This is a genomic window from Psychrobacter sp. P11F6 (assembly GCF_001435295.1).
In the GTDB taxonomy this organism is placed as follows: domain Bacteria; phylum Pseudomonadota; class Gammaproteobacteria; order Pseudomonadales; family Moraxellaceae; genus Psychrobacter.
The window spans coordinates 267,101-292,496 of sequence record NZ_CM003594.1; the positions used below are offsets into that span (position 1 = coordinate 267,101).

Annotated in this window: 21 protein-coding genes and 2 tRNA genes; 6 read left to right on the forward strand and 17 right to left on the reverse strand. The window is 41.7% G+C overall.

Annotated elements, in window-relative coordinates; genetic code table 11:
• Window positions 1-255: 255 nt before the first annotated feature.
• The 9 genes from panD to AK822_RS01180 form a co-directional block, all read right to left on the reverse strand.
• A complete protein-coding gene (gene panD / locus AK822_RS01140; protein ID WP_045443274.1) occupies window positions 256-636 on the reverse strand; it encodes an aspartate 1-decarboxylase in 381 nt (126 codons plus the stop codon).
• 100 nt (window positions 637-736) lie between these two features.
• Window positions 737-1,318: an aminoacyl-tRNA hydrolase gene (pth, locus tag AK822_RS01145; protein WP_060490272.1), complete on the reverse strand. Its 582-nt coding sequence runs from the start codon at window positions 1,316-1,318 to the stop codon at window positions 737-739.
• Window positions 1,319-1,514: 196 nt separating this feature from the next.
• Window positions 1,515-2,189, reverse strand: a complete 675-nt coding sequence (locus AK822_RS01150) for a 50S ribosomal protein L25/general stress protein Ctc (protein WP_045443278.1) — start codon at window positions 2,187-2,189, stop codon at window positions 1,515-1,517.
• A gap of 422 nt (window positions 2,190-2,611) precedes the next feature.
• A complete protein-coding gene (locus AK822_RS01155) occupies window positions 2,612-3,559 on the reverse strand; it encodes a ribose-phosphate pyrophosphokinase (RefSeq protein ID WP_045452669.1) in 948 nt (315 codons plus the stop codon).
• A gap of 110 nt (window positions 3,560-3,669) precedes the next feature.
• A tRNA-Gln gene (locus AK822_RS01160) sits at window positions 3,670-3,745 on the reverse strand.
• Between the two features lie 244 nt (window positions 3,746-3,989).
• Window positions 3,990-4,065: transfer RNA gene (locus AK822_RS01165), tRNA-Gln, on the reverse strand.
• A gap of 165 nt (window positions 4,066-4,230) precedes the next feature.
• On the reverse strand, window positions 4,231-5,211 hold the full coding sequence (gene ispE / locus AK822_RS01170) for a 4-(cytidine 5'-diphospho)-2-C-methyl-D-erythritol kinase (RefSeq protein WP_060490273.1): 981 nt from the start codon (window positions 5,209-5,211) through the stop codon (window positions 4,231-4,233).
• Between the two features lie 232 nt (window positions 5,212-5,443).
• Complete coding sequence (lolB, locus tag AK822_RS01175; protein WP_060490274.1) at window positions 5,444-6,076, reverse strand: lipoprotein insertase outer membrane protein LolB; 633 nt, start codon at window positions 6,074-6,076, stop codon at window positions 5,444-5,446.
• 156 nt (window positions 6,077-6,232) lie between these two features.
• Entirely contained in the window at window positions 6,233-8,182 is a 1,950-nt protein-coding gene (locus AK822_RS01180) for a tetratricopeptide repeat protein (protein ID WP_060490275.1), read from the reverse strand.
• A 551-nt stretch (window positions 8,183-8,733) separates the two neighbouring features.
• Here AK822_RS01180 and hemA point away from each other — a divergent pair.
• From hemA to AK822_RS01200, 4 genes are all read left to right on the forward strand, one after another.
• A complete protein-coding gene (hemA, locus tag AK822_RS01185; RefSeq protein WP_060490276.1) occupies window positions 8,734-10,089 on the forward strand; it encodes a glutamyl-tRNA reductase in 1,356 nt (451 codons plus the stop codon).
• A 664-nt stretch (window positions 10,090-10,753) separates the two neighbouring features.
• Window positions 10,754-11,887 carry an aminotransferase class V-fold PLP-dependent enzyme gene (locus tag AK822_RS01190; RefSeq protein ID WP_060490277.1) on the forward strand — a complete coding sequence of 378 codons (1,134 nt, stop codon included), beginning with the start codon at window positions 10,754-10,756 and terminating at the stop codon, window positions 11,885-11,887.
• Between the two features lie 161 nt (window positions 11,888-12,048).
• Entirely contained in the window at window positions 12,049-12,486 is a 438-nt protein-coding gene (locus AK822_RS01195) for a YeeE/YedE family protein (RefSeq protein WP_055123579.1), read from the forward strand.
• A 98-nt stretch (window positions 12,487-12,584) separates the two neighbouring features.
• A complete protein-coding gene (locus AK822_RS01200) occupies window positions 12,585-13,004 on the forward strand; it encodes a DUF6691 family protein (protein ID WP_060490278.1) in 420 nt (139 codons plus the stop codon).
• A 127-nt stretch (window positions 13,005-13,131) separates the two neighbouring features.
• Here AK822_RS01200 and AK822_RS01205 read toward each other — a convergent pair whose 3' ends face one another.
• On the reverse strand, window positions 13,132-14,796 hold the full coding sequence (locus AK822_RS01205; protein ID WP_060490279.1) for an AMP-binding protein: 1,665 nt from the start codon (window positions 14,794-14,796) through the stop codon (window positions 13,132-13,134).
• A gap of 432 nt (window positions 14,797-15,228) precedes the next feature.
• Between AK822_RS01205 and AK822_RS01210 the strand changes: the two genes are divergently transcribed.
• Window positions 15,229-17,364, forward strand: a complete 2,136-nt coding sequence (locus AK822_RS01210) for an NADPH-dependent 2,4-dienoyl-CoA reductase (protein WP_060490280.1) — start codon at window positions 15,229-15,231, stop codon at window positions 17,362-17,364.
• A gap of 144 nt (window positions 17,365-17,508) precedes the next feature.
• The gene (locus AK822_RS01215) at window positions 17,509-18,465 is read left to right on the forward strand and encodes a hypothetical protein (RefSeq protein ID WP_060490281.1); all 957 of its coding nucleotides are present in this window, start codon (window positions 17,509-17,511) and stop codon (window positions 18,463-18,465) included.
• A gap of 31 nt (window positions 18,466-18,496) precedes the next feature.
• On the opposite strand, the gene AK822_RS01220 is transcribed toward AK822_RS01215, so the two are convergent.
• The 7 genes from AK822_RS01220 to AK822_RS01250 all read right to left on the reverse strand — a co-directional run bounded on the left by AK822_RS01220 (window position 18,497) and on the right by AK822_RS01250 (window position 25,388).
• The gene (locus AK822_RS01220) at window positions 18,497-19,399 is read right to left on the reverse strand and encodes a tetratricopeptide repeat protein (protein ID WP_060490282.1); all 903 of its coding nucleotides are present in this window, start codon (window positions 19,397-19,399) and stop codon (window positions 18,497-18,499) included.
• A gap of 105 nt (window positions 19,400-19,504) precedes the next feature.
• The gene (locus AK822_RS01225; protein WP_060490283.1) at window positions 19,505-20,182 is read right to left on the reverse strand and encodes a hypothetical protein; all 678 of its coding nucleotides are present in this window, start codon (window positions 20,180-20,182) and stop codon (window positions 19,505-19,507) included.
• Window positions 20,182-20,934 (reverse strand): hypothetical protein, encoded by a 753-nt coding sequence (locus AK822_RS01230; RefSeq protein WP_060490284.1) that lies wholly within the window; start codon window positions 20,932-20,934, stop codon window positions 20,182-20,184. The genes AK822_RS01225 and AK822_RS01230 overlap by 1 nt, the downstream gene beginning before the upstream one ends.
• A gap of 21 nt (window positions 20,935-20,955) precedes the next feature.
• Window positions 20,956-21,471, reverse strand: coding sequence for a PAAR domain-containing protein (locus AK822_RS14580; protein WP_087945520.1), 516 nt, complete (start codon window positions 21,469-21,471; stop codon window positions 20,956-20,958).
• Window positions 21,472-21,691: 220 nt separating this feature from the next.
• Window positions 21,692-22,711: a lipoate--protein ligase gene (locus AK822_RS01240; RefSeq protein ID WP_060490285.1), complete on the reverse strand. Its 1,020-nt coding sequence runs from the start codon at window positions 22,709-22,711 to the stop codon at window positions 21,692-21,694.
• A 546-nt stretch (window positions 22,712-23,257) separates the two neighbouring features.
• Complete coding sequence (locus AK822_RS01245) at window positions 23,258-24,013, reverse strand: hypothetical protein (protein ID WP_060490286.1); 756 nt, start codon at window positions 24,011-24,013, stop codon at window positions 23,258-23,260.
• 349 nt (window positions 24,014-24,362) lie between these two features.
• A complete protein-coding gene (locus tag AK822_RS01250; RefSeq protein ID WP_060490287.1) occupies window positions 24,363-25,388 on the reverse strand; it encodes a GapS4a family protein in 1,026 nt (341 codons plus the stop codon).
• Between the last annotated feature and the right edge of the window lie 8 nt (window positions 25,389-25,396).

Genomic DNA, 25,396 nt, shown 5'->3' on the forward strand with positions numbered 1-25,396 from the left:
ATACGCTTAGCCGTGTCAAATTCATTTAGCCTAAAAACATAGCGCTGACATTTATTTTTCTGACGACTTCATCTTTTAAGAGTGGTATAAAATGTGAATTTGCCATATAAAAATGGCATAAAAAAAGCTGAATCAGAATGGAGATTCAGCTCTCATATTAGCATAGCGGTTTTGGTTGGATAATAAGAATAACTTCAACAGCTTAGTCGATTATTTATTCTTGCTTTATCCAAAAATCTTCAATGTTCCGGTGCTTTAAGCCACTTGTACCGGAATGATGTTTGCTGTGTCTTTTACGGTGTTATCTTCGTTGCAATACACCAGTTTTGGCTGGTAGGTTGCCGCTTCTACTTCATCAAAATGAGCATAGGCACAGATGATAACGATATCGCCTAAATCTGCCATGTGAGCCGCCGCACCATTTAGCGAGATGATACCAGAACCCGCTTCAGCGCGGATAGCGTAGGTGCGAAAGCGCTTGCCATTGGTCACATTGTAGATATCGATAGACTCATTTTCGCGCAGACCAGCAAGATCTAATAAATCACCATCGATACCGCATGAGCCTTCGTAATGAAGTTCGGCATGGGTGACGCGAGCACGGTGTAATTTGCATTTAAGCATATTAAGTAGCATAGGTTGCTTCCTTAGCGTAACTGAGATTAATGATTCAAATCAAAAGGTTAATGGGGAATAACTTGCTAAAATAAAAGGCTATTATAGTTAAAGCATGATTTTATTCTGGCAGTTTGAAGCCATTAATTTGTGCACGTGCTTTTTCAATATCGCCATTTAGTAATAATGGTAGCGCCTCAAACGCTGCTGTCAGAGCGCTATCAATGGCAATTTGCTCATCGGGCGCAGCTTTTGAGAGCACATGACCACTAACTTTAGACTTATGACCAGGATGACCAATACCAATACGCAAACGATGGAAGTCGTTGCCGATATGAGGGGTGATATCACGCAGACCATTATGACCGCCATGACCACCATTCGTCTTAAGTTTGATACTGCCAGCTGGAATATCGAGCTCATCATGAGCAATCAGTAACTCATCATTTTCAATGCCATAAAATTTCACCATCGGCACCACTGACTGACCAGACTTATTCATAAAGGTGAGCGGCATCAATAGACGTACGTCATGCCCATGAATCTGCCCACGTCCTGTGATTCCATGAAATTTTTTATCATGAGAGAGGGTAATGTTGAACTGCTGAGCCAAGTGATGGACAAACCAAAACCCTGCATTATGACGTGTAAACATATACTGCTGACCAGGATTACCAAGACCGACAATAAGCTTTATGGCCATAAAAACACCCTGCTTAAATTGAATAAATGAGGCATAAGGTTTGTGATTATGCTATTTATTCATAGCATATCTGTTATTTTTCAAACCTTACTTACAAAAACAGCAGGAGATATTTATCACCTGCTGTTTTTTGACTAAACAAACCTTGTATTACATAGCAGACGCTAGATTGCGTGCTCTATGTAACCGTGGTTTATTATTCGCCGTCTTTGTCTTCAGTACCTTGCTCAGTAGCAGGTACGTCAGCAGCATCAACTTCTTCAGCGTCTGCGTCAACTTCTTCAACCGTTGGTGGCTGCATGTTGACGATAGTACGGTCGTGAGCATCTTCCATGTCAAGATCAAAGATGATAACGCCTTCAGGTAGTTTGATGTCTGATAGACGGAATAGATCACCGATTTCCATGCCTGATACGTCGATTTCTAGGTATTCAGGTAATTGTGATGGTAGGCAAACGATTTCGATATCAGATACTAGTGTTGATAGAACACCACCAGCTTTAGTACCAGGCGCTTCTTCACGACCAGCAAAATGCACAGGAACGTTCATGTTGATTTTCTGACCTTTCACAACGCGCTGGAAATCAGCATGCATTGGGAAGCCTTTAGCTGGATGGCGTTGCAAGTCTTTGATAACCGCTTGATGCTCTACGCCATCAACATTGATTGTCAAAATGTGTGAGAAGAACGCTTCGAATTCAAGTGACTTTACTAGCTCGTTGATCTTGATTGAGATAGACGTTGGCTCTTCGTTACCACCATAGATGATAGCAGGAACTAGATTCTGCTTACGTAGGCGGCGGCTCGCACCTTTACCTTGTTGCTCAGCAGAACGATCAACAGCGTTTAGTTCAAAATGATTAATGCTCATGGATATAATCCTATAAAAAGAATGATGAAGTGTCTGGTCATAAAAAAGTGGATTTGCGACCAATCCACTAATACGTGATGATAGCTAACATTTATGATTGCTAATAAAATTCACAATTGCTAAATGTAGCCATTTGCTCATCATAACGATTTTTTTGGATAGTCATTATCATGACAATCGTTACTTTTGGGCATGATCAGCACTTTTGAGAATGCCAACCTAATTAAATCGAACAAATGGTTGGCACAGGCGCGCATTATACGTGATTTTGTAGTAATAATAAAGACCTACGCAAAATGACTGTGCAACACCAATAGGCAAAAAAAGCGTCAAGTAAAGATACTTGACGCTTTTTTTAAACTTAAGCAGTGTTTTATAACGAGCATTGCCAACAGAAAGTAGGACAAGTGCTCATTAAAAATCTAAGCGTCAAACATGGCGCTGATAGATTCTTCGTTATTGATACGGCGTAAGCTTTCAGCAAGCATCGGTGCGATACTCACTTGGCGGATTTTGCTACAGGCTTTTGCCGCTTCAGACAATGGAATCGTATCGGTAACAACGACTTCGTCTAGCGCAGATTCGCTGATATTTTGTAGTGCGTTGCCTGATAGGACAGGGTGCGTAATATAAGCCAATACGCGACGTGCACCATTTGCTTTCAATGCTTCAGCTGCTTTACATAGCGTACCTGCGGTATCAACCATGTCATCAACGATGACGCAATCACGATCACGAACATCGCCGATGATGTGCATGACTTGCGACTCATTGGCACGGGCACGGCGTTTATCGATAATCGCCATGTCAGTATCGCCCAACTGTTTAGCCATAGCACGCGCACGCACCACGCCGCCGACATCAGGTGAAACAACCATGATGTTGTCATAATCTTGTTTTTGTAGGTCATTCAATAGCACAGGCGTGCCGTAGATATTGTCTACAGGAATGTCGAAGAAGCCTTGAATCTGATCTGAGTGCAAATCAACCGTCATCACGCGATCGATACTCACGATATTTAGCATGTCAGCGACGACTTTAGCAGAGATAGGCACACGAGCTGAACGAGGGCGACGGTCTTGACGGGCATAACCGAAGTAGGGCATGACTGCTGTGATGCGACCCGCACTAGAGCGACGCAAAGCGTCCGCCATCATCATGATTTCCATCAAATTGTCGTTGGTTGGTGCACAAGTTGGCTGCATGATAAACACGTCTTTACCGCGCACGTGTTCTTTGATTTCTACGGCGATTTCGCCATCAGAAAAACGCGTGATGTCAGCTTTACCAAGAGGTATATGGAGATGATCGGCTACGGTTTTTGCTAATTCAGGGTGGGCATTACCCGTAAAAATCGCCAAATAAGGCATGACAGAAGTCCTATTGATTGACTCAAGCAGCGACCGCTAAGCAGTGTCAAACTGCTCAAATTCAGAAAAGAGTGGTGAAAAGTTTTGATGACTACTATTACAGTAAAAAATGGCAGGGGTAGCTGGACTCGAACCAACGGATGTCAGGATCAAAACCTGATGCCTTACCAACTTGGCTATACCCCTGTAATGTCTAGGCTGTGTACGTCGATATCTAATAGCAACTTTTAATAAAAGTCATTGTTAGAATAGCGTCACGACCTGTTCGCTATATTATAAACGGATAAACCATTTAAAACATAACTGTTCCCTAGCGGTGTCCATTGCGAACTATACCGAAACTGGGATAACGTTGTCAATGTCAATAAGATAAGCGGCTATTTATAAACCACCTATGATCACTGCATATCAAACGCTTCGTACTAAAAAATGGCAGGGGTAGCTGGACTCGAACCAACGGATGTCAGGATCAAAACCTGATGCCTTACCAACTTGGCTATACCCCTATTGAGGCGACCTATTATAATTAAATTTTCAGATTTTGCAAGTCATTTGCGCCTTTTTATGGCTTTTATTAAAAAATAGGTCAAAAAAAACGAATATCGGGTCAACAAAGCGCTTTACGCTGTATTTATAATCATTTTATCTTCGCACTACAGCTCAAATCTAACTCATAGATTACGAACTAAATATGCAGAACAAGGCGCCTCTTCAATCCACTTTGCTAAAAGTGCTTTGTCAGTAGCCACGCTTGCATCCAAAGGCAAGAACACCGCGCTACCAGAGCCTGTCATTCGTGCTGTGCCGAGTGCTTGCGCTTTTAACCCTTGCAAGTAACGTAATGCTTCGCTGACCGTATGGGCGAGGCTCGTCACCACTGGCGTAAAGACATTGTGATAGGGCGTGTTTAAATGTTGTACATAGTCGGCTTGCTTATTTTTAATTGTCTCAACCGATAGCACAGCGATATCACGTTGTAATTTAGGATGCGCGAACAGCTTGGCAGTATTAACATGAGCATTGGGGGTCAATACTAAATATTGCTGGTCGGGCAACTTGATTGCGGTTAACTGCTCTCCAATACCCATCGCAATCGCATCTTGCCCAAAGATAAAAATCGGCACATCTGCGCCAATAGCGGCAGCAATTTTTATCAGCTTATCTTGCGTCAATTTAAGCTGCCAAATTTCATTAAGTGTCATCAATGTCGTTGCGGCATTGGATGAGCCGCCACCCAAGCCTGCACCCATCGGCAAATGCTTATCTAAAGCGATATGCACAGGTGCTAAATGCTCAGGTAAGGTGTCTGACTGTATGGCAGACGCTAGCAATGCACGTGCTGCTTTAAAAATTAAGTTGTCTTCTATATCGACAGTTATAGTCTCTGCACCAGCCAATATTAGCAGTTGATGACAGAGCTTATTGGCATCCAATTTACTATTTTCCGTAGATTCACTATCTACTGTAAAAATTACGGCTTCATCTATGACTGAGAAATGCAAATAATCGCCCCAATCAAGCAGGCGAAACACGGTTTGCAAATTATGATAACCATCAGCACGCTTACCTATGATATGCAAAAACAGATTAATCTTTGCCGGTGATAAGCGGGTGATGGTGGAAGTAGGCGTAGCGGCTAGGTTTTTAATCATAGTTCTTAATGATTGTTCTCAGTGATAGTTTTTAATTATAATTTTTCGCCATAATGATCAGTCATAGACAGCTATTTTAATAAATATTGACGATTCGATAGTTATGGTCAAGTTCATATAAAGCCGCTACATCGTCAGCCGCGCTAATCATAATAATGTATAGCTTGCACTCGGCTTTCTTGTATCGGAATCATTTGAATTCAACTATATTTATTCATCATTCAATGACGTCTTAATGATTGATCGTCATTACTACCTTATTGCCTTGTGGCAGCACGGCACTGATTTTATTTGGTAACTTATCGGACCCTTTATAGGTGAAGCTTGCGGTCCATTCACCATTGACTGAGCTGATTAAACGATTCTGATCATCGAGCTGTGGTGCGCTATCGGAAGGCGCTGGGCGACCAGATATCCAATAGGGCATTTGTGAAATAGGCGCTTGCCACCCTGTGGCCTTTTTGAGCAAAGTCTCAGGATCATCAGCAGTTAAGGTACCTGTTTTTTCGCTGACTAAAGTGGCGGTTTGACCATTATACTCGATGTTGGTTTTACCAATGCCGAGCGCGCCGATCAGCTCAATGGCAAAGCGATCATTCTGCTGCCCCCATGCATAGAACGCACTACCACCTTGAGTGCCTGTGGTGTCATTGGCGGGCATCGTTACACCGATTTTGCCAGTGATATTAAAGTTCTCAAGCTTTTGCGGTGACTCAGCGTTTTGATCTTGTAAAGTCGTGCTGGGTTGGTTAGTAGCGTTGGCTGTTTTTAGTGATTGACAACCAGACGTGATGACGAGTGCGGTTGTCACGGCAGCGAATAGCGCCAATTTATTAGGCTTATTAGCATGGACCAATACTGACATGATGTTTCCTCAAAGATAGACAAATTTACGAAATCATTGTTTCGAAAATAGATTAGCTTAATGGTTGTATGTTACTCAGTTATGCGTGGCTGTTAGTATCTTATGAGTGCCTTGTAATCATAGCACGCAACGATTTATCCACTATAAAACGGCGGGTCAGTAAAGCTGTATGCGGTCATTGATATTGTGTTGCCCAAATGAGAAGCGCTGCTGCAAGTCTGCGAGTAATGCCTCGACTTTGTCATTGTTGCCTAAACCTTGATAAGCGCGTAGTAGTAAGCTGCCAGAGCGCAAGGTAGGAAACACATCGTAAGGGGTTTGCAGGTAGTCGATGACTTGTTGGTAGTTCTCATTGGCCAATGCATTGCCAGCCAGCACATTCAGCGCTTGCAGGTGCAGTTCATTATCATAACGTGGATCATCATAGCGAATCTGAATGATGGCGGTGGCCAATGCCAAACCTTGTTCAGAGCTGCGTTCATTGGCTAGCAATAACTGCGCGTAACTGAGCTGGTAGGAGAGGTTGGTTGGGTCAAGTGTTTGCAGATGATTGAGCAAGGTGCGCTTAACGATATAGTCGTCTTTGTCGTCAAGCAGCTGGGCGCGTGCGAACAAGAGCATTTCATTATCAGGATATTTGCGAGCAGCTTTGGTTAGTAGGCGCAGGGCTTCTTCGGACTCATTTTGCTGCCATAAAATATCGGCTTGCAGTACAAAGGTATCAGGCGCAAAGACGTTAAAGTCTTTACGCAGCTTTTCTAAAGTAGCAATCGCCGCATCTACGTCATCGTTAAGCAATTCAAAAGCCACTACTTTTCTACGAGCCTCTAATACCAAGTCTTCTTGCATGACACCGTTGAGATAGTATTTGGCTTGGTCAAAGCGCTGCTGACGCTCGGCACTGATACCAAGGTAATAATAAGCTTGATCAAGGTAAGCGGGGTTTTTTGCGAGCATATTGAGTAGCTCATCGGCACTGTTATATTCTTCGATGTCCAAGCTCACCAATGCAGCCAACAAAGTAATCTCGGCATCATCAGCAAAGCGACTATGGGCATCCAGCAATAATTGCCACGCTTCTTGGCTTTGCTTTAAGTCAAGTAAGTAGCGAATCTCGTACAGATAGAGACTTTTACTATCGGGATTACGCAGGCGCGCTTGGCTCACATAATTGACGACGGTTTCAGCCGTGACGATTTTGCGCAGTATGTCTGCCTTTAGCGTAATAAAAGGTACATAGTCAGGCTGACGTTCTAGCGCCCGATTGATATGGACAATGGCAATCTCAGGCTCGTTAAATTGGTAAAGCAACCCTGCTTTCAATACCGACAATGAGGCATTCTGCTCGCTATCTAGTGGTTGCAAAGCGGCAAGTAATTCACGTTTGTCTTCATCATTGTTTGGATAGATACCGATAAGGATTTCGCTTAAGTCCGCTCGAGGGTCATAAAGCAGAATACGATTCAAGGTTTCGCCAGCTAACAGATAATCGTGAGCTCGCAGAGCCAAATGCGCCACATAAAACCAAGCAGGCACGTGATCCGGATTTTGGTCTTGCCATGACTTGGCAAATTGTAACGATTTCTCAACCCTTTCAGTGCGTAAAGAAAGGCTGAGTGCTCTTTCAAATACGGCAGTTGCATCTTCTTTAAATGCTTGCTGTTTATAGATAGTAATCGCTCGTTGTCTATCACCGCGATCTGCTGCGAATTCTGCATCAAGCAGCGCATACAGGCTAGGCTCTTTGAGCTCAGGTTGCCATAAGGTAGTTGGCGCTAATCCATTAATATTGGTGACATTCTCTATTGGTTGTGCGTTGGTAGGAGTAGTTGCTGGTAGCGTTGAGCGGCTATTATCATTGCCGTCGCTACGGACTGCCTTGTCGTTCTTATCAGCAATGGATAGTTTGGGTACATTGGCTTCGAGCGAGATATCAGGATGACTGGCATGAACGGAAGACGATCCTAAGCATAGGCAAAAGGCCAACGACAAGGTTAGCTTATAACGCTGGCACAGACGTTCGATAACCGCATGCAATAGAGCACGCAGATTAGATTGGTCGTCATGCGCAAGTTGTGATCGAAATAATGACCCAAAAAAAATCATAGATAACCGTATTCGCCCATTGTTCATCTATATCGATAAGACAATTTTATTTTAATCATTTCAAACTAACTATTGGTAACGAGTACCCATGCCTGACATTATAAAAGCAGACTGATGGGATAAACAATAGTGCCCGTGTTACTCCGTTATTAATAGCAGCCGCTCTATCAAATTTCTGCTAACAAAGTAGGATTGGCTGATAACCTGTATCAACGGGCTCTTTCATTGGTTGTGAATCGTAGCCTAAATATTATGAAAATATAACAAGTTAACGTCAAGTAAGCGAATGATTTCTATCCATTTTTATAAGCACTCGTTAAAACATAGATATTGGTTTTAACAATCGTATCGGTAGTTGATTTGTTACTCATGTGCCCAGATACAAGCAAATAGCTATCATCGATAGCTGAGTGTTAATTAAAGCTGGCAATAATGATATAATAAGCGGCTTTTAGAGTCTTCCTTTCAGCGCTGTCGTCTACAACTGTCTTTTAAAAATAATGAGATAGCGTGGGCTGGCAGGTGAGCGTCATGTTTATGGTCTATCAATAATGAGATTAGTGGTCATTGGGGTCAATCACAAAACTGCACCAGTCGCTCTGAGAGAGCGCTTGGCGCTTGTGGGTGACGATGTGAATATCGCTCTCAAACAATTAGAGGCCTTTACTGATGGCAGTGTGATTGTTTCTACTTGCAATCGTACTGAAATCTATGCGCTCGTGCCGCAGCTAGCAGAGCCGCAAGATGTCCCCTCTATGTCTGCTAATGGCGCGGCCGGTGCTCAGACATCTTCGGCGGCTATTAGTGCTCATATCTTAAAAATTAAAGCATGGCTTGCTGAATTTAAGCAGTTGTCACTGTCTGAGATTGATCCCTATCTTTATGTACACCGTGATACTCACGCGCTGACTCATTGGCTTAGGGTCGCCGCAGGGCTTGACTCTATGATATTGGGTGAGCCGCAGATACTCGGTCAAATCAAGCGCTCAGTACAGCTCGCGCAAGAACAAAAAGCCCTGAGTAATCAGCTTGGCTGGATTATCGATCAAGTATTTGCTGCTGCCAAACGCGTACGTAATGAGACCCAAGTGGGTGCTCAAGCGGTATCGCTTAGCTATGCAGCCGCCAAATTGGTGACGCAAATATTTGATGATTTACCCAGTCGCACATTGCTGGTGGTCGCGGCAGGCGAGATGAACCGTTTGGTTGCCACCCACATTGCTGGGCTTGGTGTAGGTCGCGTGATTATTTGCAACCGCAACCCTGAGCGCGCTGAAGCGCTGGCAGTGGAGCTGCGCCGCGCAGGTCACTTGGTAGAAGTCAGACCTTTACAAGAGTTACCACAAGTTTTAGCAGAAGCCGACATCGTTAGTAGCTGTAGCGGTAGTATGGATGTGTTGATCGATAAAACCATGACTTTGCGCGCGCTGAAACATCGTCGTTATCAGCCCATGTTGATGATTGACTTAGCCGTACCGCGCGATATTGACTCGACCATTAGTCGTATTGATGATGTTTATCTCTATTCTGTCGATGATTTACAACACGTGATCGCTGGCAATATCGAACAGCGTAGACAAGCGGCAGTTGATGCGGAACTGCTCGTTAGCCAATTAGTCGTTGAGATGGATCGCAGCTTTCAAGTACGCCAAGTCGGTAAAGACATTCAGCAGTATCGCGCGCATACGCAGGATCAAGTAGATAAACTCCTGCATGAATCCATTGCCAAGCTACAACAGGATAATGCCAGTCCTGAAGATATTATCATTGAGCTGTCACGCCGGCTGACGCAGACGTTAACCCACGCACCATCGAAGCTTATGCGCAAGGCTGCCCGTGAAGGGGATAGTGAGTTGCTAGACTTTGTGGTGTCTGGGCTGCAAGAGGCTCATCGCGGACGTCGATAGTTATTATTGACTGATCAAAAAAACGTAAGTGGCGCAAACCTTATTATTGCGCAAACATATCGTTGTCAACCTGCATTATCAGTGCTAATATCAAGCTGTTATGAGTATATTAAGCGACGATAATCTTTTGTTATACGCGAGCGGTTATTCTTCAAAACTTAGTGTATATGTTCTCGCTTGATGCCTATTCATCTCATCAGTTGTTAGTGACCATTATTAGCCTACCACCGCGTAGCCCCTATAGTGGCGCACCTGTTCTGTACGACTTTGTCTAAAATCAATAAAAACACGGCGTGCAAAACACAATCACCAACGGCAATAGCGCTAGGATAAAGTGCTATATCGTCAACCCTGCGTCATGCTCTCGACTATTACCCAATATTAATATTCAGTTAATACTACCCATAGTAGTATCTAGCTGCTATGCAATCTAACGACTATGCTATTGGTCAGCAATGCTATTGGTCAGCCATATTATTTAACAAAGACGTTATTTAACGACCATGTTATCTAATAGAAGCATTATCTGGCTAAGTTGGCGAACAGTAGGTGTCTAGATTGGTTAGCGTTATTAAGGCAGGTTGGTTTAAGAGAGTATCTGGATTTTGCTATAGCCAATGCTTGAGAAAAATTAAACTATCTAACTATAAACTAGGAGCTTCCTATGACTGCATTACGTCAAGATATTGATCCAAACGGCTTATTAGAATACTCAGTGGTCTATACTGACCGCGCCTTAAACCACATGTCAAAAGTCTTTCAGCAAGTGATGAATGACTTATCTAGCGACCTAAAGTCCGTGTATAACGCCGAAGCAGTGGTCATTGTACCCGGTGCTGGTACTTATGGAATGGAAGCCGTTGCGCGCCAATTGGCTAATGATGAAGATTGCCTCATTATTCGTAACGGTTGGTTTAGCTATCGCTGGACGCAAATTTTAGAAAAAGGCAAAATCGCCAAGTCGTCTACGGTATTGACGGCACATCGTGAAGAGGGTGAGTCACCAAAGCCATTTGCCCCTGTTGATATCGATGAAGCCGTTGCTAAAATTAAAGCAGAGAAACCAGCAGTAGTCTTTGCGCCGCACGTCGAAACCTCATCGGGTATTATTTTATCATCAGACTATATCAAAGCGCTAAGCGCGGCTGTACATAGCGTTGGCGGTTTATTGGTCATTGATTGTATCGCTTCAGGTTGTGTGTGGTTGGACATGAAAGACTTGGGTATTGATGTTCTCATCAGCGCCCCGCAAAAAGGGTGGAGCAGCACTCCGTGTGCAGGCTTAGTCATGCTAAGCGCTGCGGCAATCGAAAAAGTAGACAATACAGAGTCAGATAGCTTTAGCTTAGACTTAAAGCAGTGGTTAAATGTCATGCGTGCCTATGAAAATGGCGGTCACGCTTATCATGCCACCATGCCAACCGACAGCTTACGTCAATTCCGCGATACTATTTTAGAGTCAAAAGAGATTGGCTTTGATAAATTGCGTGACGCGCAGTGGCAATTGGGCAACCGTATTCGTGAAGTATTAGCAGCCAAAGGCATTGAAAGCGTTGCGGCGAAAGGTTTTGAAGCGCCAGGCGTCGTGGTGGCTTATACCGATCGCGATGATATGCATAAAGGCAGTGCGTTTGCCGAAACAGGCATGCAAATCGCTGCTGGTGTACCGCTAAAAGTTGGTGAGCCGGATAACTTTAAAACGTTCCGCTTAGGTTTATTTGGTCTAGATAAATTGACTGATGTAGACGGAGCGGTACAGCGTTTTGAAACTGCACTTGATGAAGTATTGGCGAAATAATATCTTTATCTCGTAAGATGTTCTTTAAGTAAGAAGAATACTGAGCCCTTGTAACGAAGGTTCGGTATTTTTTTACCTATTTATTATATTTTATAATATAATGTATTTATATAAAACGAAATTCAAAACTGTTTTGATAAAAATTGGCTTAGGTAAATATTATGAGTATACAAATAGATTGGCAGGCCTTTACGCCAATTTCCTTGGTAGGCGGGCTGATGCTAGGCGTTGCAACGGTCATCTTGCTATTGGGCATTGGTCGTATTGCGGGTATTAGTGGTATTTTCTCAAGTCTCTTAAAACCCAAGCGCGTCGAGATGTGGCAGGTGTTATTCATACTTGGTCTTGTTATCTCGCCATTACTTTATGGTCTGGTAAAACCGTTGCCCGATATAGAGATTAGTAGCTCTTTGCCACTGCTTATTGGGGCAGGATTGCTGGTTGGTTTTGGGACACGTTTGGGTTCAGGTTGCACCAGTGGACATGGTATCTGCGGTAATGCGCGACTGTCGCCACGTTCGATGGCGGCGACGGTTACCTTTATGTTGTTTGGTATTGTGACCGTTTATATTGGTCGTCATGTCTTGGGTTTGATTTAAAAACCACATAGACCGTACGTTGCGAAGATAGCGATGACTATTGTTTATATCGGATAGTTATAACCGCTTGGATTAACACATTAGGTGCGAGAAAAAACATGCTAAAAAATATAATTGGATTACTGGCAGGGTTATTATTTGGCTTTGGACTGCTGATATCAGGCATGACCGATCCTGTTAAAGTACAAGGCTTTTTGGACGTCTTTGGTGCATGGGATATTTCTCTGGCACTGGTGATGGGCGGCGGTCTAATGGTAGCGATAGTCGGTGTACAATTGGCTAAGCGTCAAAAGACCAGCTGGATTGGATCATTAATTGAGATGCCAACCAAAACCACTATTAATAAAAAATTGTTAATCGGCGCGATGCTATTTGGTATCGGTTGGGGTTTGGTTGGGGTTTGCCCAGGACCCGGTATTGTGCTGCTTGGTACAGGACAGTGGCAGGCTTATGTCTTTATCCCAGCGATGATAGTCGGGATGTTGGTGTATCAGTGGCTAGAACCTAAGCTTAATTAATATTGGTTTGGTTTTTTTAGCGCAATAAAAGGGTCAGTCTAATTCAATTAGGCTGACCTTTTTTTATCAATGATGCTTCATTAATATTAACGATACTTCCGTATTATTAAGGCTTAATGATAAATTCTTACTTGGCGCTAGCCGTTACTTTTGGCGTTTCGTGTGCTAATGACTTGGCCGCTTGGCGCAGCTCAAATTTCTGCACTTTACCGGTGCTGGTTTTTGGAATTTCAGCAAAGATAATATATTTGGGCACTTTAAAACCCGCCAAATGCTGCTTGCAGTGCTCCATCACATGGTCGCGCTGCAAGGTGCTGCCTTCATGAATCTCGATAAAGGCGACGGGCACTTCGCCCCATTTATCATGCGGCGCGGCGACGACCGCACAGCTTTGGATTTCTGGCATTTTATATAAGACGTTTTCGACTTCGATACTAGAGATATTCTCACCACCTGAGATGATGATGTCTTTAAGCCTGTCCATGATTTTTATATAACCATCAGGGTATTTAATGCCCAAATCACCAGTACGGAACCAACCATCAGCAAAGGCTTCCTCGGTGGCTTTACGGCTTTTTAGATAACCTTTCATCACCATGTTACCGCGTAGTGCCAGCTCGCCCATCTCTTGACCATCAGCGGCAACTGGCTCCGTGGTGCCTTGTTTAAACAGCTCAAAGCCAGTCATCAAATGTGACGTTACACCCTGACGTGATTTCTTTTGCGCGCGCGCAGCGACATCCAGTTCATCCCATTCTGCTTGTTCCGCACAGACGGTGACTGGACCATAGACTTCGGTGAGACCGTAAACGTGCGAGATATGAAAGCCCATTGCTTCCATGGCGGCGAGCATGGTTTCAGACGGCGGTGCACCAGCGACCCAGCCTTTGACTTCATGATTGATGGCGTCTTTATATTCAGGCTTGCCGCCAGCAATCATATTGTGTACCACAGGCGCTGAGCAATAATGCGTGACTTTATGCTTGGCAATCAGCTGCAAAATCAAATCAGCATCAATCTTGCGCAAGCAGACGTTGACGCCCGCACGTTCGGCAATCGTCCAGGGAAAACACCAACCATTACAGTGAAATAATGGTAGCGTCCATAGATACATGGGGTGCTTGGGCATATCCCAATCTAAAATATTGGAGACAGCGTTGAGTGTCGCGCCGCGATGATGATAGACCACGCCTTTTGGCTTGCCAGTGGTGCCAGAGGTATAGTTGAGGGCGATAGCATCCCATTCGTCTAAAGGTTTCTCCCAATTATCCAAACTGTCTGAGCTGGCGATTAATGCTTCGTAGCTCATTTGTCCAAAATGTTCAATATCGAGCGCCGCATCGGTCGCATGAATGACGATTAGATTAGGAAATGCTTCATCGATAATTTCAGCATGTTCAGCAAACTCGCTGTCTAGAATCAACACTTTGGCTTCAGAATGTTGTAGGCAAAAGGTAAGGGCGTTGATATCGAGGCGGGTGTTCAGTGTACAAAGTACCCCGCCTGACATCGGTACACCAAAGGCGCATTCGATCATCGCTGGGGTGTTTGGCATCATGACGGCGACAGTGTCGTTCTTATCGATGCCTAATTTGCGCAGACCATCCGCCAATTGACGACAACGATCATAAGTCTGTTGCCACGTTTGCGTGAGGTTATTGTGTTCTAAATCGTCATAAATAATGGCAGTTTTATCGGGATAGACCTGAGCGCTGCGGATAATGAAGTCAATAGGGGTAAGCGGTTGATGGTTGGCAGCATTTTTGCCAAGACCTGTGTGGAAGTCTGTCATGGGGATAGTCCTTTATCTTGCTGTTATAATTCGGTGAATACGCTACAAACCTGCTATAAAGTTGGCTTCGTTATTTATCACTGCTTGCTAAGCTATTAATATTTTGCTGACCTTCCTTGTAGCAACTCGCCGATAGGTGACTCACGGTAAATATTTGTTCGTCCATTATAGACAATGCTCTGTGAAAAGCGAGTATGTTTTTAGCGCTTGCTTATATTGGATGGCATGATCAGTTAGCCTAATTCACATAGTGTTCACTCATCAGTCGCTTGTCTGCATAGCTGATGATAATAGCGGTGTGTTACGATACCAGTGATGTTAAATCCTATCGCTTAACTATTTCTAAAAGCCTCATTTTTAAAAATCTTAACTTTTAAAAAGCCCAGCCAGCTTTAACAAGCATTTCCACAAACCATTCATAAGGAAAATGATATGTCCGCCAGCCGCACTGCCAATACCATCGAAACTGCTAGCACCAATGAACACTACCCACATTTATTTGAGCCATTAGATTTGGGCTTTACGACGCTTAAAAACCGCATGGTGATGGGCTCAATGCATACTGGGCTTGAAGACCGTTTTTATAACTACGGTAAACTGGCGGCGTATTTTGCAGAACGTGCCAAAGGTGGCGTAGCGATGATGATTACCGGCGGTATCTCGCCCAATCGTGAAGGTTGGTTGCTGCCTGCTGGCGGTACCATGAATACGCGTGCTGACGTCATTAACCATCAGCGTGTGACCCGTGCGGCGCATAAATATGACAGCAAAATCATCATGCAAATTTTGCACAGCGGTCGTTACGGCTATCATCCGTTTGTCGTCTCCTCTAGTCCAATAAAATCACCAATTTCACCCTTTAAGCCGCGTAAGATGAGCATTAAAAACATCGAACAAACGGTAAAGGATTATGCCCGTTCGGCTAAACTTGCCAAGCAAGCGGGTTATGACGGTGTGGAAATCATGGGCTCAGAAGGTTATTTGCTCAATCAGTTTTTATCGCGTCATGTAAATCAACGTACCGATGAATATGGCGGTGATATTCAAGGTCGTATGAAGCTGGCGGTCGATGTCGTCAAAGCCGTACGCGAAGCTGCTGGTGAAGATTTTATTATTTTATTCCGCTTGTCAGTGATTGATCTGGTCAAAGACGGCAACGTGATGGACGAAGTTATTACCGTTGCCAAAGCGCTAGAAGAAGCGGGCGTGACCATCATGAATACTGGTATCGGCTGGCATGAAGCGCGTGTTCCGACGATTGTCACCAGCGTACCGCGTGCCGCTTTTGTTGATTTCACCGCTGAGATTAAAAAGCATATCAGCATCCCCATGATGGCGGCCAACCGTATCAATATGCCAGAAACGGCAGAAGAAATCGTGGCTAGTGGTCAGGCGGATATGATTCAAATGGCGCGTCCATTTTTAGCCGATGCCCATTGGGTCAATAAAGCCAAAGATGGTCAAGCCGATCGTATTAATACCTGTATCGCCTGTAACCAAGCCTGCCTCGACCATACCTTTGAAAACAAACGCTCGACTTGTCTGGTCAATCCACAAGCGTGTTATGAGACAGAATTGGTTTATAAGAAAACCAAGAAACCTAAAAAAGTCGCCGTCATCGGTGGCGGTGTTGCTGGTATGTCAGCGGCGCACGTTGCTGCCTTGCGTGGTCATGAGGTAACCTTGTTTGAAGCAAAAGATATCTTGGGCGGGCAGTTTAACTACGCCAAAGTTATCCCTGGTAAAGAAGAGTTCTTTGAAACCATTCGCTACTATATCAACGAGCTTGAGCATTTAGGCGTTGAGATTAAACTTAATACCAAAGTCGATAAAGCCATGCTTGAGAAAGCCAAATTCCACCATGTCATCGTTGCAACTGGTGTTGTTCCTAGAAGCCTATCTGGCAAACTGGAAGGCGCGGATTTGCCACAAGTGATGAGCTATGCTGAATTACTCTCTGGTGAAAAATCCGTTGGTGATACGGTTGCCGTCATTGGTGCTGGCGGTATTGGCTTTGACGTCAGTGAATATCTGACCGCCAAACATGGTCAGCCGCTTGATGAGCTAGGTCCTGAGCTATTAAAAGACACAAACTACCGTCCAAAAGCGCAGTCAGTTAGCGAGTGGCGTGAAGAGTGGGGCGTGACTAACGATACTAACTATCAAACTGATGGTGGACTGATTAAGCCTGAAGCCATCAAACCTATCCGCCAAGTGTACTTGATGCAGCGTACCAAAGGTCGCTTGGGTAGTGGGCTGAATAAAACCTCGGGCTGGGTACATCGTGCTCATGTTAAATCACACGGCGTCATCCAAGTCTCAGGTGCTCAGTACGATAAGATCACTAATGAAGGCATTTGGATCACCAATAACCAAGGTCAAAGCCAGTTGCTACGTGTCGATAGCGTCGTGGTCTGTGCTGGTCAAGAGTCGGTCGTAGAGCTGATGCCAAATGTTGGTGATGCACCAGATGCGCAATACCATCTAATCGGTGGTGCAAAACTTGCTGCTGAGCTGGATGCTAAGCGTGCTATAAGAGATGGTGCTGAGGTTGCGGCAGCGATTTAGGGTTTAGTTCAGAAGTAATGAGAGCGGCAAGATAGATTATCTTGCCGCTTTTTTTGTTAGATAATATAGACTTGCTCAGTGTATAGATGATCGTAAAAAGCTATAAGTATCTTTAAATTACTATTTGGATAAAGGCTAAGAGGTATGAGAAAGGAACACTTTCAATTTGGTGACGTAAATTTTAAATGGGGTGATAAGGTATCTGATATAAAAGCTCAGCTTCCTGAAAAAGATACGGTAATGCATTCTTATGAAGAAAGCTATATGCCTGAAACAGTCACTATAAAACTGTCTGAAATGTGGTCTCTTAAAGTTGCTTACTGTCATTTTAGTGCAGCAGATGATGACCGATTGATAGATTCAATATGGATCAACATCCCAGCACAACTATTTAATAGACAACCAGTGATTAAAAAGCTAATAGCATATTTAGGATCAGAGTCAAACTACTCCTCCGATAGCCATTACTGTAGTGGCAACGTAGTAGAACACTGTGAATGGATATTTGATAATTGTGTCATTGGCGTTAGCATGTATGGTGGCGTACGAGAGGAAGACGACGAAAGAATTATTGGCTGTTTATCTATATCATTAAGTGATGTAGAGCTTCTAGATTCATTGTATTCAAAGCCTATACGTGATGTAGAGTATAAAATGGCTGATGAGGTTGATATCAGCACTATCCAATCTTTTCAGACACAGCAAGCACAGAGTATGCGACGGTCAAGGGAAAGAGAAGAGTTTCCGAACCATCCTGCGGCTTTCGTTATCCGAGCATTTGATGGGCTGCACAAAGACATACTTTTTCAAACCCCATTACTTGTTAGCTCAATCATAACTGAATCTGAAGTTTGCACGTGGCAATCTATGACAGGAGATTATTATTTATCGAACTATTGGCAAACTGTAAAACTAGATAATGATATTTCATCTAAGTGGACTAATCTATTACCCACTAAGTCTTTTGGTGTCTGCTATGTTTCGATAGGAGGTCTGCTAATTATTGACGAAGATAGTAGATCTGAGACAAAAGTATTTGTTGAGCATATTGAAAAAATAATTAAGTCTAAGATAACGTATCACGAAACATATGACTGTTAGGTTACCTAAGTTAATATCTGGCTCATCATTATCATTGGCTCATGTTTTCAATATCACCTAATGTGAGACCAGTTTCTTGGGTGCTATAAATAACGATACCTTCATCGTCAATTTTACCATTCATGACTAATCTACCAATGCGATTGCTGGCTTCTTGATTGCCTTGATCGGCGGCTTTTTTGTACCATTCAAAAGCTGTGTCATAGTCTTGAGGGACGCCATAGCCATTCTCGTAGAGACCACCAATATTAAGTTGTGCCACATCTAGTCCTTGGTCAGCCGCTTTGGTATACCACTCAAAAGCTTTGTCATAGTCTTGCGTCACACCATAACCGTATTCGTAAAAATTACCAATATTATTTTGAGCGTCAAAAGATCCATTGTTAGCTGCTAATAGATACCATTCCATTGCTTTTTGGTAATTTTGCTCAACACCACTACCTTCATAATACATGATGCCTATACGATATTGAGCATCTGAATCTCCTTGGTTAGCAGATTTTTGAAACCATTCAAATTTTTTGAAATCATCTTGCTTAACAGCAATACCTTCGTGGTACATAACACCTAAATCAAATTGAGCATCAGAATTTCCTTGGTTAGCAGCTTGCTTAACCCATTCAAATGCTTTTTGATAATTTTGATCTACGCCTAAACCTTCATAATACATAATACCTAGATAATGTTTAGCAGGGGCATAGCCTTGATTGGCAGCTTTTTCAAATAGTTCAAAAGCTTTGTTATCATCTTCAGGAACTGAGTTGCCTTCATAGTAGGCAAGGCCAAGATCATAGGTCTCAGCAGGAGTGCTTTGATTTGATAGTACTGGTGCGTTTGATGATTCAGCTGAACAAGCGGAAACGATTAATATATTTGATAATAAAGTAGCTAATAGTAAAGACTGAATGAGAGTAGTAGTTTTTCTTTGGTACATTAAAACCTCGTTAGAAAATGCTATTGAACAGGCTGATTCGGACTCACTTGCTCATAAGTTTTACCTTCTGCTACAGGTATACAATCGACCTCTTTTTGCGATTGGTCAATCAAGACATGGTTTCAAAATTGAAACATCAGCTGAGTCACCTTCAAAATCAAGTTTCTGATTTAAACATTCAATTTTGCTAATCAACTGTTGTTCTTGTTCTTTACTTAGACTCTGTTCATCGTTGTAGTCTTTCTTAGGGTAGCGGTTGAAATCAAGTGCTAAACCATATTCTCTTCTAATAATATACTGCAAGTAATCTAACTGAAAATTTTTTCTTCTTATGTCTTCTGGTAAATCATTACTATCACAATCACATATAGTTTCATACCTATTTAGAATATGAAGTACCTGTGCGTCACCAGCTTTTACTAGTATTTTAGGCGAAGGATAGTAAATAGAAGCCGTACTATATCTATTCCATGCTGTACCATAGTTCTGCTGAGCAAACTCAATGTCTCCCTTTTTTTCAAGATTAAGCAAAAATTGATAGCTTTCTTCTTTTTTAGCGAGGCTTTTAGGAGCTTTCCATCCATCAACGACATGACGTAAAATGGCTTCAGAATCTTCATATTCGTAAACTGTCGAATTTTCTGATGATGAGAGCTCGCTGTCTATTATGGACTTGTCATGGTCTTGAGAAACAATACGTGTCTGCTCATGATCAATATCATCATTAGAGGTACATGAGGCAAGCGTTATTAGTACGCATAAAGTGAAGGCGACTTTTATCATTATATTTTCCTAATTATCAGCTTGCCTACGTATCTTAGATCAGTTCGACGATGACTTATTAAATAATCGTATATTTGATTCCATAACTTAAGATCTAGTACAGTAACGCAACCTTCAGAGATAGCACCTACATGTACGTAACGGTTATTAGTCTGATATTCTATAGGGAACCATACTTGATGACACTTTAAAGCAGGGTACGCAGGTTTATATTGTTCTGTATACTCTTTATCATGAGGAACATCAGGGACTAATATATTGTATGTTCCCTCGGGCAAAGGATTCAGTGAATCAGCTCCTATAGTAGTTAACGAAACGGTTGCTGTATTTCCCGTAAAACTTAAACGTGCAGGAATTTGCCTGATATCTTTACGAATTACAGAATATATGGTACGTTCTTTGCCCGAATATATAACTTCTATCACAGCACCAGAAGAGGATATGGTAGGTTTTTCTCCTGAAAGGTATAGCTTCGCATTTCCATCAGTAAGTGAAGCTAACTTACCCTTAAAACTCCCATCCATTATTCTAAAGTAAGTTCTTCCTTCTTTACTGTTAGTAATCTGAATTTTTGTTCTTTCACAAAGAGATGCAGATTTTGAATTATCCAATCTAACACGAAGCCAGCCACTATCAGTCCCGTCACTTTCTTTAGTGGATTTAATAAATCTTACTGGACTTACCTGCTGTCTAGAACCAGTATTAGTATTAGTCTTTGCTCTAATACCTAAAGTTTTTAAAAGCCCATCCATAATCAATCCCTACTTAAAATATTAAATAAAAATAATATCTATACTTTTTCCGATGTCAGTACTTACGCGTTTAGTCAAGCCTTCTGAATCGGTTGTACCAGTAGCCAAAACTTCTTGCGTTTCAGTGTCAAGAACTTGATAGTCCACGTTAGATATAGGTTGATCATTTTCGTCTAAAACTTGAAATTGTTCGTCATATTGTTCTTCGGAGGAATTACTCATATCCGACTTCGCAAACTGCAAAGGCGCTGCCTGCGCAATATTACCGACATCAAAACCCGACTCCGCAAATGACTGCTGACTAGCAATCAACTTCGCGCCGCAGCTGGTCACATCACCGCCACGTGCAATAGGCGCACCATCGACAATAAAGGAGGCATCACCACTAACAATAGTGGTGACCTTTTTGCATTTTTTACAGATGACTTTATCGCCTTTACGCGCGACAGGGATACCGTTATGAGTGGTGTGCGCTGAGCCGGAGATGACCGTCCCACCGTGAGAGGTCTTTGCGCCGACGGTGATATAGGCTGCCATAGTGCTACCTTGCTTAAACGTTTAAAGTTTGGACTTTTATAGCGGAACTATTATTTGCCTGACATTATAGATGGCTAAAGCGTAAAATATCAAACTTAAGTTTGTCTAAGGGTGTGACCTAGACAGCAAGCCTAATCTGTACAAAGTATAAAGGCGATTGAAATATTGACGTCAATAAGAAATTGAGACTCTTTACTAATTATCAATAACAAGCAAAAATCTAACCTTCCATCTCACTAGTCAGCCATTTAGACACGTCATCAATTTGTACTGCCAACTCAGGATGTGCTTTGCATAACTCGTCAAACTTAGCTTTAATCTCATGTTTGTCATATTTAATACCTGTCAATATGTCTTTTAATAGGTCAATTAATTCAACGTTTAGCGCATCAGAGAAGATAACCACATCGCGTATCACTGCTTGCTTCACATCAAGGTGCAAATCAATGATGCCCCAATCAAAGCGCGTCTCGATGTGATGAGTGAATTCAGGGGTTTTACCGAAGCGCCAATCCCAATCCGCCATTTGCTGATAATATTTATTGAGTGTCGGCTGCTGCGCGAGACTGGCTTCATCCAATTCTTCGACTGGCGTATTGTCGCCATAATCTTTGTCGCGATAGTATTCGCAAAACGCCTCGATAATCGCCTCAGATAACGTTTCGTGATTAATAGTATCGTTAAATTCTACTAAGTTTGCCACGCGAGCACGCACAGACTTGATACCTTTTGCTTTCAGCTTAAGCGGATGCGGATTGAGATACTCACCAAGCTTTTGCATATTAGCGTTCACCAGTAACGTACCATGATGAAAGCTACGATCGGTGGCATGTTTAAAGGCGCTACCTGATATTTTCTTATCACCGACTTGCATGTCATTACGACCAGATAAATCCGCGTCTATGCCCAATTTTTTTAGTGCATTAATAATGATGGTAAAGTTCGCTTCTTGATCGTAGTCATCTTTGGGTGATAAAAAGGTAAAGTTGGTATTGCCCAAATCATGAAACACCGCGCCACCGCCACTCTGCCGCCGCGCCAAAAATACATCATCGGCTTCCATCTTATCGATTTTGCATTCTACCCATGGGTTTTGCGAGCGCCCAATGACCACGGTCTCGCTATTGCGCCATAAGAATAGCGTGTGCGAGTCGGGATTGAGGGTGTTAAATATCCAATCCTCGGTCGCGAGGTTAAACCAAGGGTTGGTCACGGCAGATTTTAAGATGCGCAGTTTCATTAGTTATCCTTTTTATTATGGAAATTCTTATTAATAGGGGTATTGTTGCCGATACAGGGGTTTAATTCAATGGGGGTGTGATAGGGAAGAGGGTTTGAATATTTTGGTAGAGTGGGGTATTTTGATTAGATTTTAAGAAGAAGGTTTTTTAAGGAATGATTAGTTGTTGGAGCTGATCCTGCTATGCGCTTGTATCTAACTTGTCGATGGCGTGCGAACTGGTTTGTCTGGTGGCGTTCCAACATTCGAGCGACCACCTCCAGCCATAGTCCGCATCGCCATCGTCGGCGTCAGGATACCGCTGCTATCAGGGCTAGCGGTGAGATCTGCTAACTTCTATAAATCTATCGTGATTGAAGTTATGTTTATTCGTGATAACTAATAGATTTACGTTTTGGCCTATAGAATTACGAATAATGAAAAGCTAGGCAAGATGCCCAGCCTAAGATTTATATTTATAAACTATTTGAAATTAGACTAAGAGAAATAAATTTTAATAATCTGGATATAAATACAGCTATATAAATGTACATTATGTAGCTGTATTTATGTTTTCTTGTACTCCTTATAGGATTCGAGCTTGTATTTTTCAAGTGAATCAAGTATCACTTTAGATGCTTTGCTCTTAGATATATTTTTGTTATCGTTAGTTTTTATATCAGTAACATTAATATTTAAGGTCAATTCACTACCATCTAAAAGATCTTTCCGACTGCTAAACTCATATTCTATTTCGCAATTAGCGTTAAAGTCATCACCTTCAAAATAATAACTACAAGTAATACCAAACATAAGGATATAATCGAGATAGTTGCTTTCCTTAATAAAGAAAGTATTATGAAGCTCTTTACCTGATAATCTTGAATTTTCAATTTTATCTCTCATCCATTTTATTTCATCTGGAGGGTTAGAGATGTCATCATCAGGACATATTTGCACATTTTTAGTATCTTTGAATATGAGGCTTGTATATAGTACTTTCTGAGATAATTGTAAAAGAAATAAAATTCTATTTTTATTGTCAAAGTCATAGAATTTTATATTTATAATCTCTGCATTCTTATCTATTTTACCCTCATTTTTAAAATGTTTAATTATATCTTTAGTTAATATATTGATAAATTTTAGTGTCTCTTTCGAGGTGTGATTTATATTTATGTTAACTTGCATTTCTTGACCACATTTTTTGAGTTCAAGACGACCAAAGTGATGCGTTATATTTTCACCTAAGTTTTTTGTTAAATCTTTACGTTCAATTTCGAAATCTAATGCAATGCAATTAGGGTCGTTTTCAATAGCCACAAAATAAGGCTGAGAGACTAAATTACAAGTTCCAAAATCATCTTCTAAAAGATTGCTATAGTCAAAGTTATCGGGAATCGAGTCAATTAACGAATCTTCTGATTGCCATGAAATGCTTCTATTCTTAGATTTTAACTGGCTTTCACTTGATTTATAAGAGTCTGCTAATTGATTATATTCATTTGGTGAAATCCCTGTTTTTATAATTATGGGAGCGATAATTTTTTTGAACTTGAGCTAGTAAATACACCTCTTTGTCTTAGAATTTTCTTCAAGTTAGATTCTGTAATATATGAATTACCTATTATCTGTCTTAAGTAATCATTAGTAGGAACAATGTGATTTTCCATTATGTATTTAAACTCCTAAAATCTGGCTTGAAATTCTTGACGCTAGTTGTATTTGTTACATCTAATTCTCTGAGGGCAGAGTTGATAGATTTTGAATGTTCAGACTCTATGTAATCCGGAAATAAGAATAAAAACTCACAATTTAGTCCGTTAGTATATTCTTTAGCAATATATAAAAGCTGTTTAAACTCAACAGAATCATAGTTAGCTGTTGTAGCCAAACAAAATATATCTACCTGATCTTTACCTTGCTTTAAAAGTAGAGGTAATATAGGTGAGTTCAAATATTCCACAGGTAGTTTTTTTCCAAATCTTTCACCTGAGTTATCAAAATTTAGAGCAGTATCAGGATAATAAAAATTTATATCTGAGTTACTGTGACTTGATCCAATAAATTTTAAAACGTCAAATATAAAGTTCATGCGTTTATTGTCGACAAGATAGATTGTATCAAAGCTCAATTGTTTATCTAAAATAACGTTTTCTACTTTAGATGTAACTTCAGAATCAGAGTTCTCACTAGTTATCCAAAGTAAGACGCCTACATCTCTTATGTTCCTATATCTTTTGTGAATACCTAGATGTTCCTGTTTAACATCAGAGTGTCTATAGCATTCTACTGTCTGAGCCAAATCTTTGAAATGTTCTTTAAAAATGTTTTGTGGAGAGTTAGGGTAAGGTTTGGATGTATGTTTCACAGATATTATTATGTTTTGAAGAGTATCACTCTCTAAAGGAGAAATATAATTATAGGATAAGTCTATGCCGTGAGTTTTCCTTCCATTTTTAGCTTCAGGTCTTTTATGCTCTTTTGAATGGATGCATGCCAACTGCTCATTACTATTTGGATTTCCCCACCCAATAATTTTCAAAAAGTTTTTGGCTATTCTTTCTCCTTCTTCACCAATTTCCTTTGACTGTTCACCTGCCATTCTAATTTCCTCTATTTCATGGTTAATATAAACGATTCTAGCATAGTTAAACTTATGTTTAAGATTCATAATATAGAAAATTCTAAAAGCCATAAAAAAAC

What these genes read in the sequence shown, in the direction of transcription:
- hemA (WP_060490276.1), top strand. Translation starts at nt 8,734, where the DNA reads ATGAGATTAGTGGTCATTGGGGTCAATCACAAAACTGCACCAGTCGCT.
- AK822_RS01180 (WP_060490275.1), bottom strand. Translation starts at nt 8,182, where the DNA reads ATGATTTTTTTTGGGTCATTATTTCGATCACAACTTGCGCATGACGAC.
- lolB (WP_060490274.1), bottom strand. Translation starts at nt 6,076, where the DNA reads ATGTCAGTATTGGTCCATGCTAATAAGCCTAATAAATTGGCGCTATTC.
- AK822_RS01190 (WP_060490277.1), top strand. Translation starts at nt 10,754, where the DNA reads ATGACTGCATTACGTCAAGATATTGATCCAAACGGCTTATTAGAATAC.
- AK822_RS01240 (WP_060490285.1), bottom strand. Translation starts at nt 22,711, where the DNA reads ATGAAACTGCGCATCTTAAAATCTGCCGTGACCAACCCTTGGTTTAAC.
- AK822_RS01195 (WP_055123579.1), top strand. Translation starts at nt 12,049, where the DNA reads ATGAGTATACAAATAGATTGGCAGGCCTTTACGCCAATTTCCTTGGTA.
- AK822_RS01215 (WP_060490281.1), top strand. Translation starts at nt 17,509, where the DNA reads ATGAGAAAGGAACACTTTCAATTTGGTGACGTAAATTTTAAATGGGGT.
- AK822_RS01150 (WP_045443278.1), bottom strand. Translation starts at nt 2,189, where the DNA reads ATGAGCATTAATCATTTTGAACTAAACGCTGTTGATCGTTCTGCTGAG.
- panD (WP_045443274.1), bottom strand. Translation starts at nt 636, where the DNA reads ATGCTACTTAATATGCTTAAATGCAAATTACACCGTGCTCGCGTCACC.
- AK822_RS01155 (WP_045452669.1), bottom strand. Translation starts at nt 3,559, where the DNA reads ATGCCTTATTTGGCGATTTTTACGGGTAATGCCCACCCTGAATTAGCA.
- AK822_RS01250 (WP_060490287.1), bottom strand. Translation starts at nt 25,388, where the DNA reads ATGGCTTTTAGAATTTTCTATATTATGAATCTTAAACATAAGTTTAAC.
- AK822_RS14580 (WP_087945520.1), bottom strand. Translation starts at nt 21,471, where the DNA reads ATGGCAGCCTATATCACCGTCGGCGCAAAGACCTCTCACGGTGGGACG.
- AK822_RS01225 (WP_060490283.1), bottom strand. Translation starts at nt 20,182, where the DNA reads ATGATAAAAGTCGCCTTCACTTTATGCGTACTAATAACGCTTGCCTCA.
- ispE (WP_060490273.1), bottom strand. Translation starts at nt 5,211, where the DNA reads ATGATTAAAAACCTAGCCGCTACGCCTACTTCCACCATCACCCGCTTA.
- AK822_RS01210 (WP_060490280.1), top strand. Translation starts at nt 15,229, where the DNA reads ATGTCCGCCAGCCGCACTGCCAATACCATCGAAACTGCTAGCACCAAT.
- AK822_RS01200 (WP_060490278.1), top strand. Translation starts at nt 12,585, where the DNA reads ATGCTAAAAAATATAATTGGATTACTGGCAGGGTTATTATTTGGCTTT.
- AK822_RS01220 (WP_060490282.1), bottom strand. Translation starts at nt 19,399, where the DNA reads ATGTACCAAAGAAAAACTACTACTCTCATTCAGTCTTTACTATTAGCT.
- AK822_RS01230 (WP_060490284.1), bottom strand. Translation starts at nt 20,934, where the DNA reads ATGGATGGGCTTTTAAAAACTTTAGGTATTAGAGCAAAGACTAATACT.
- AK822_RS01205 (WP_060490279.1), bottom strand. Translation starts at nt 14,796, where the DNA reads ATGACAGACTTCCACACAGGTCTTGGCAAAAATGCTGCCAACCATCAA.
- pth (WP_060490272.1), bottom strand. Translation starts at nt 1,318, where the DNA reads ATGGCCATAAAGCTTATTGTCGGTCTTGGTAATCCTGGTCAGCAGTAT.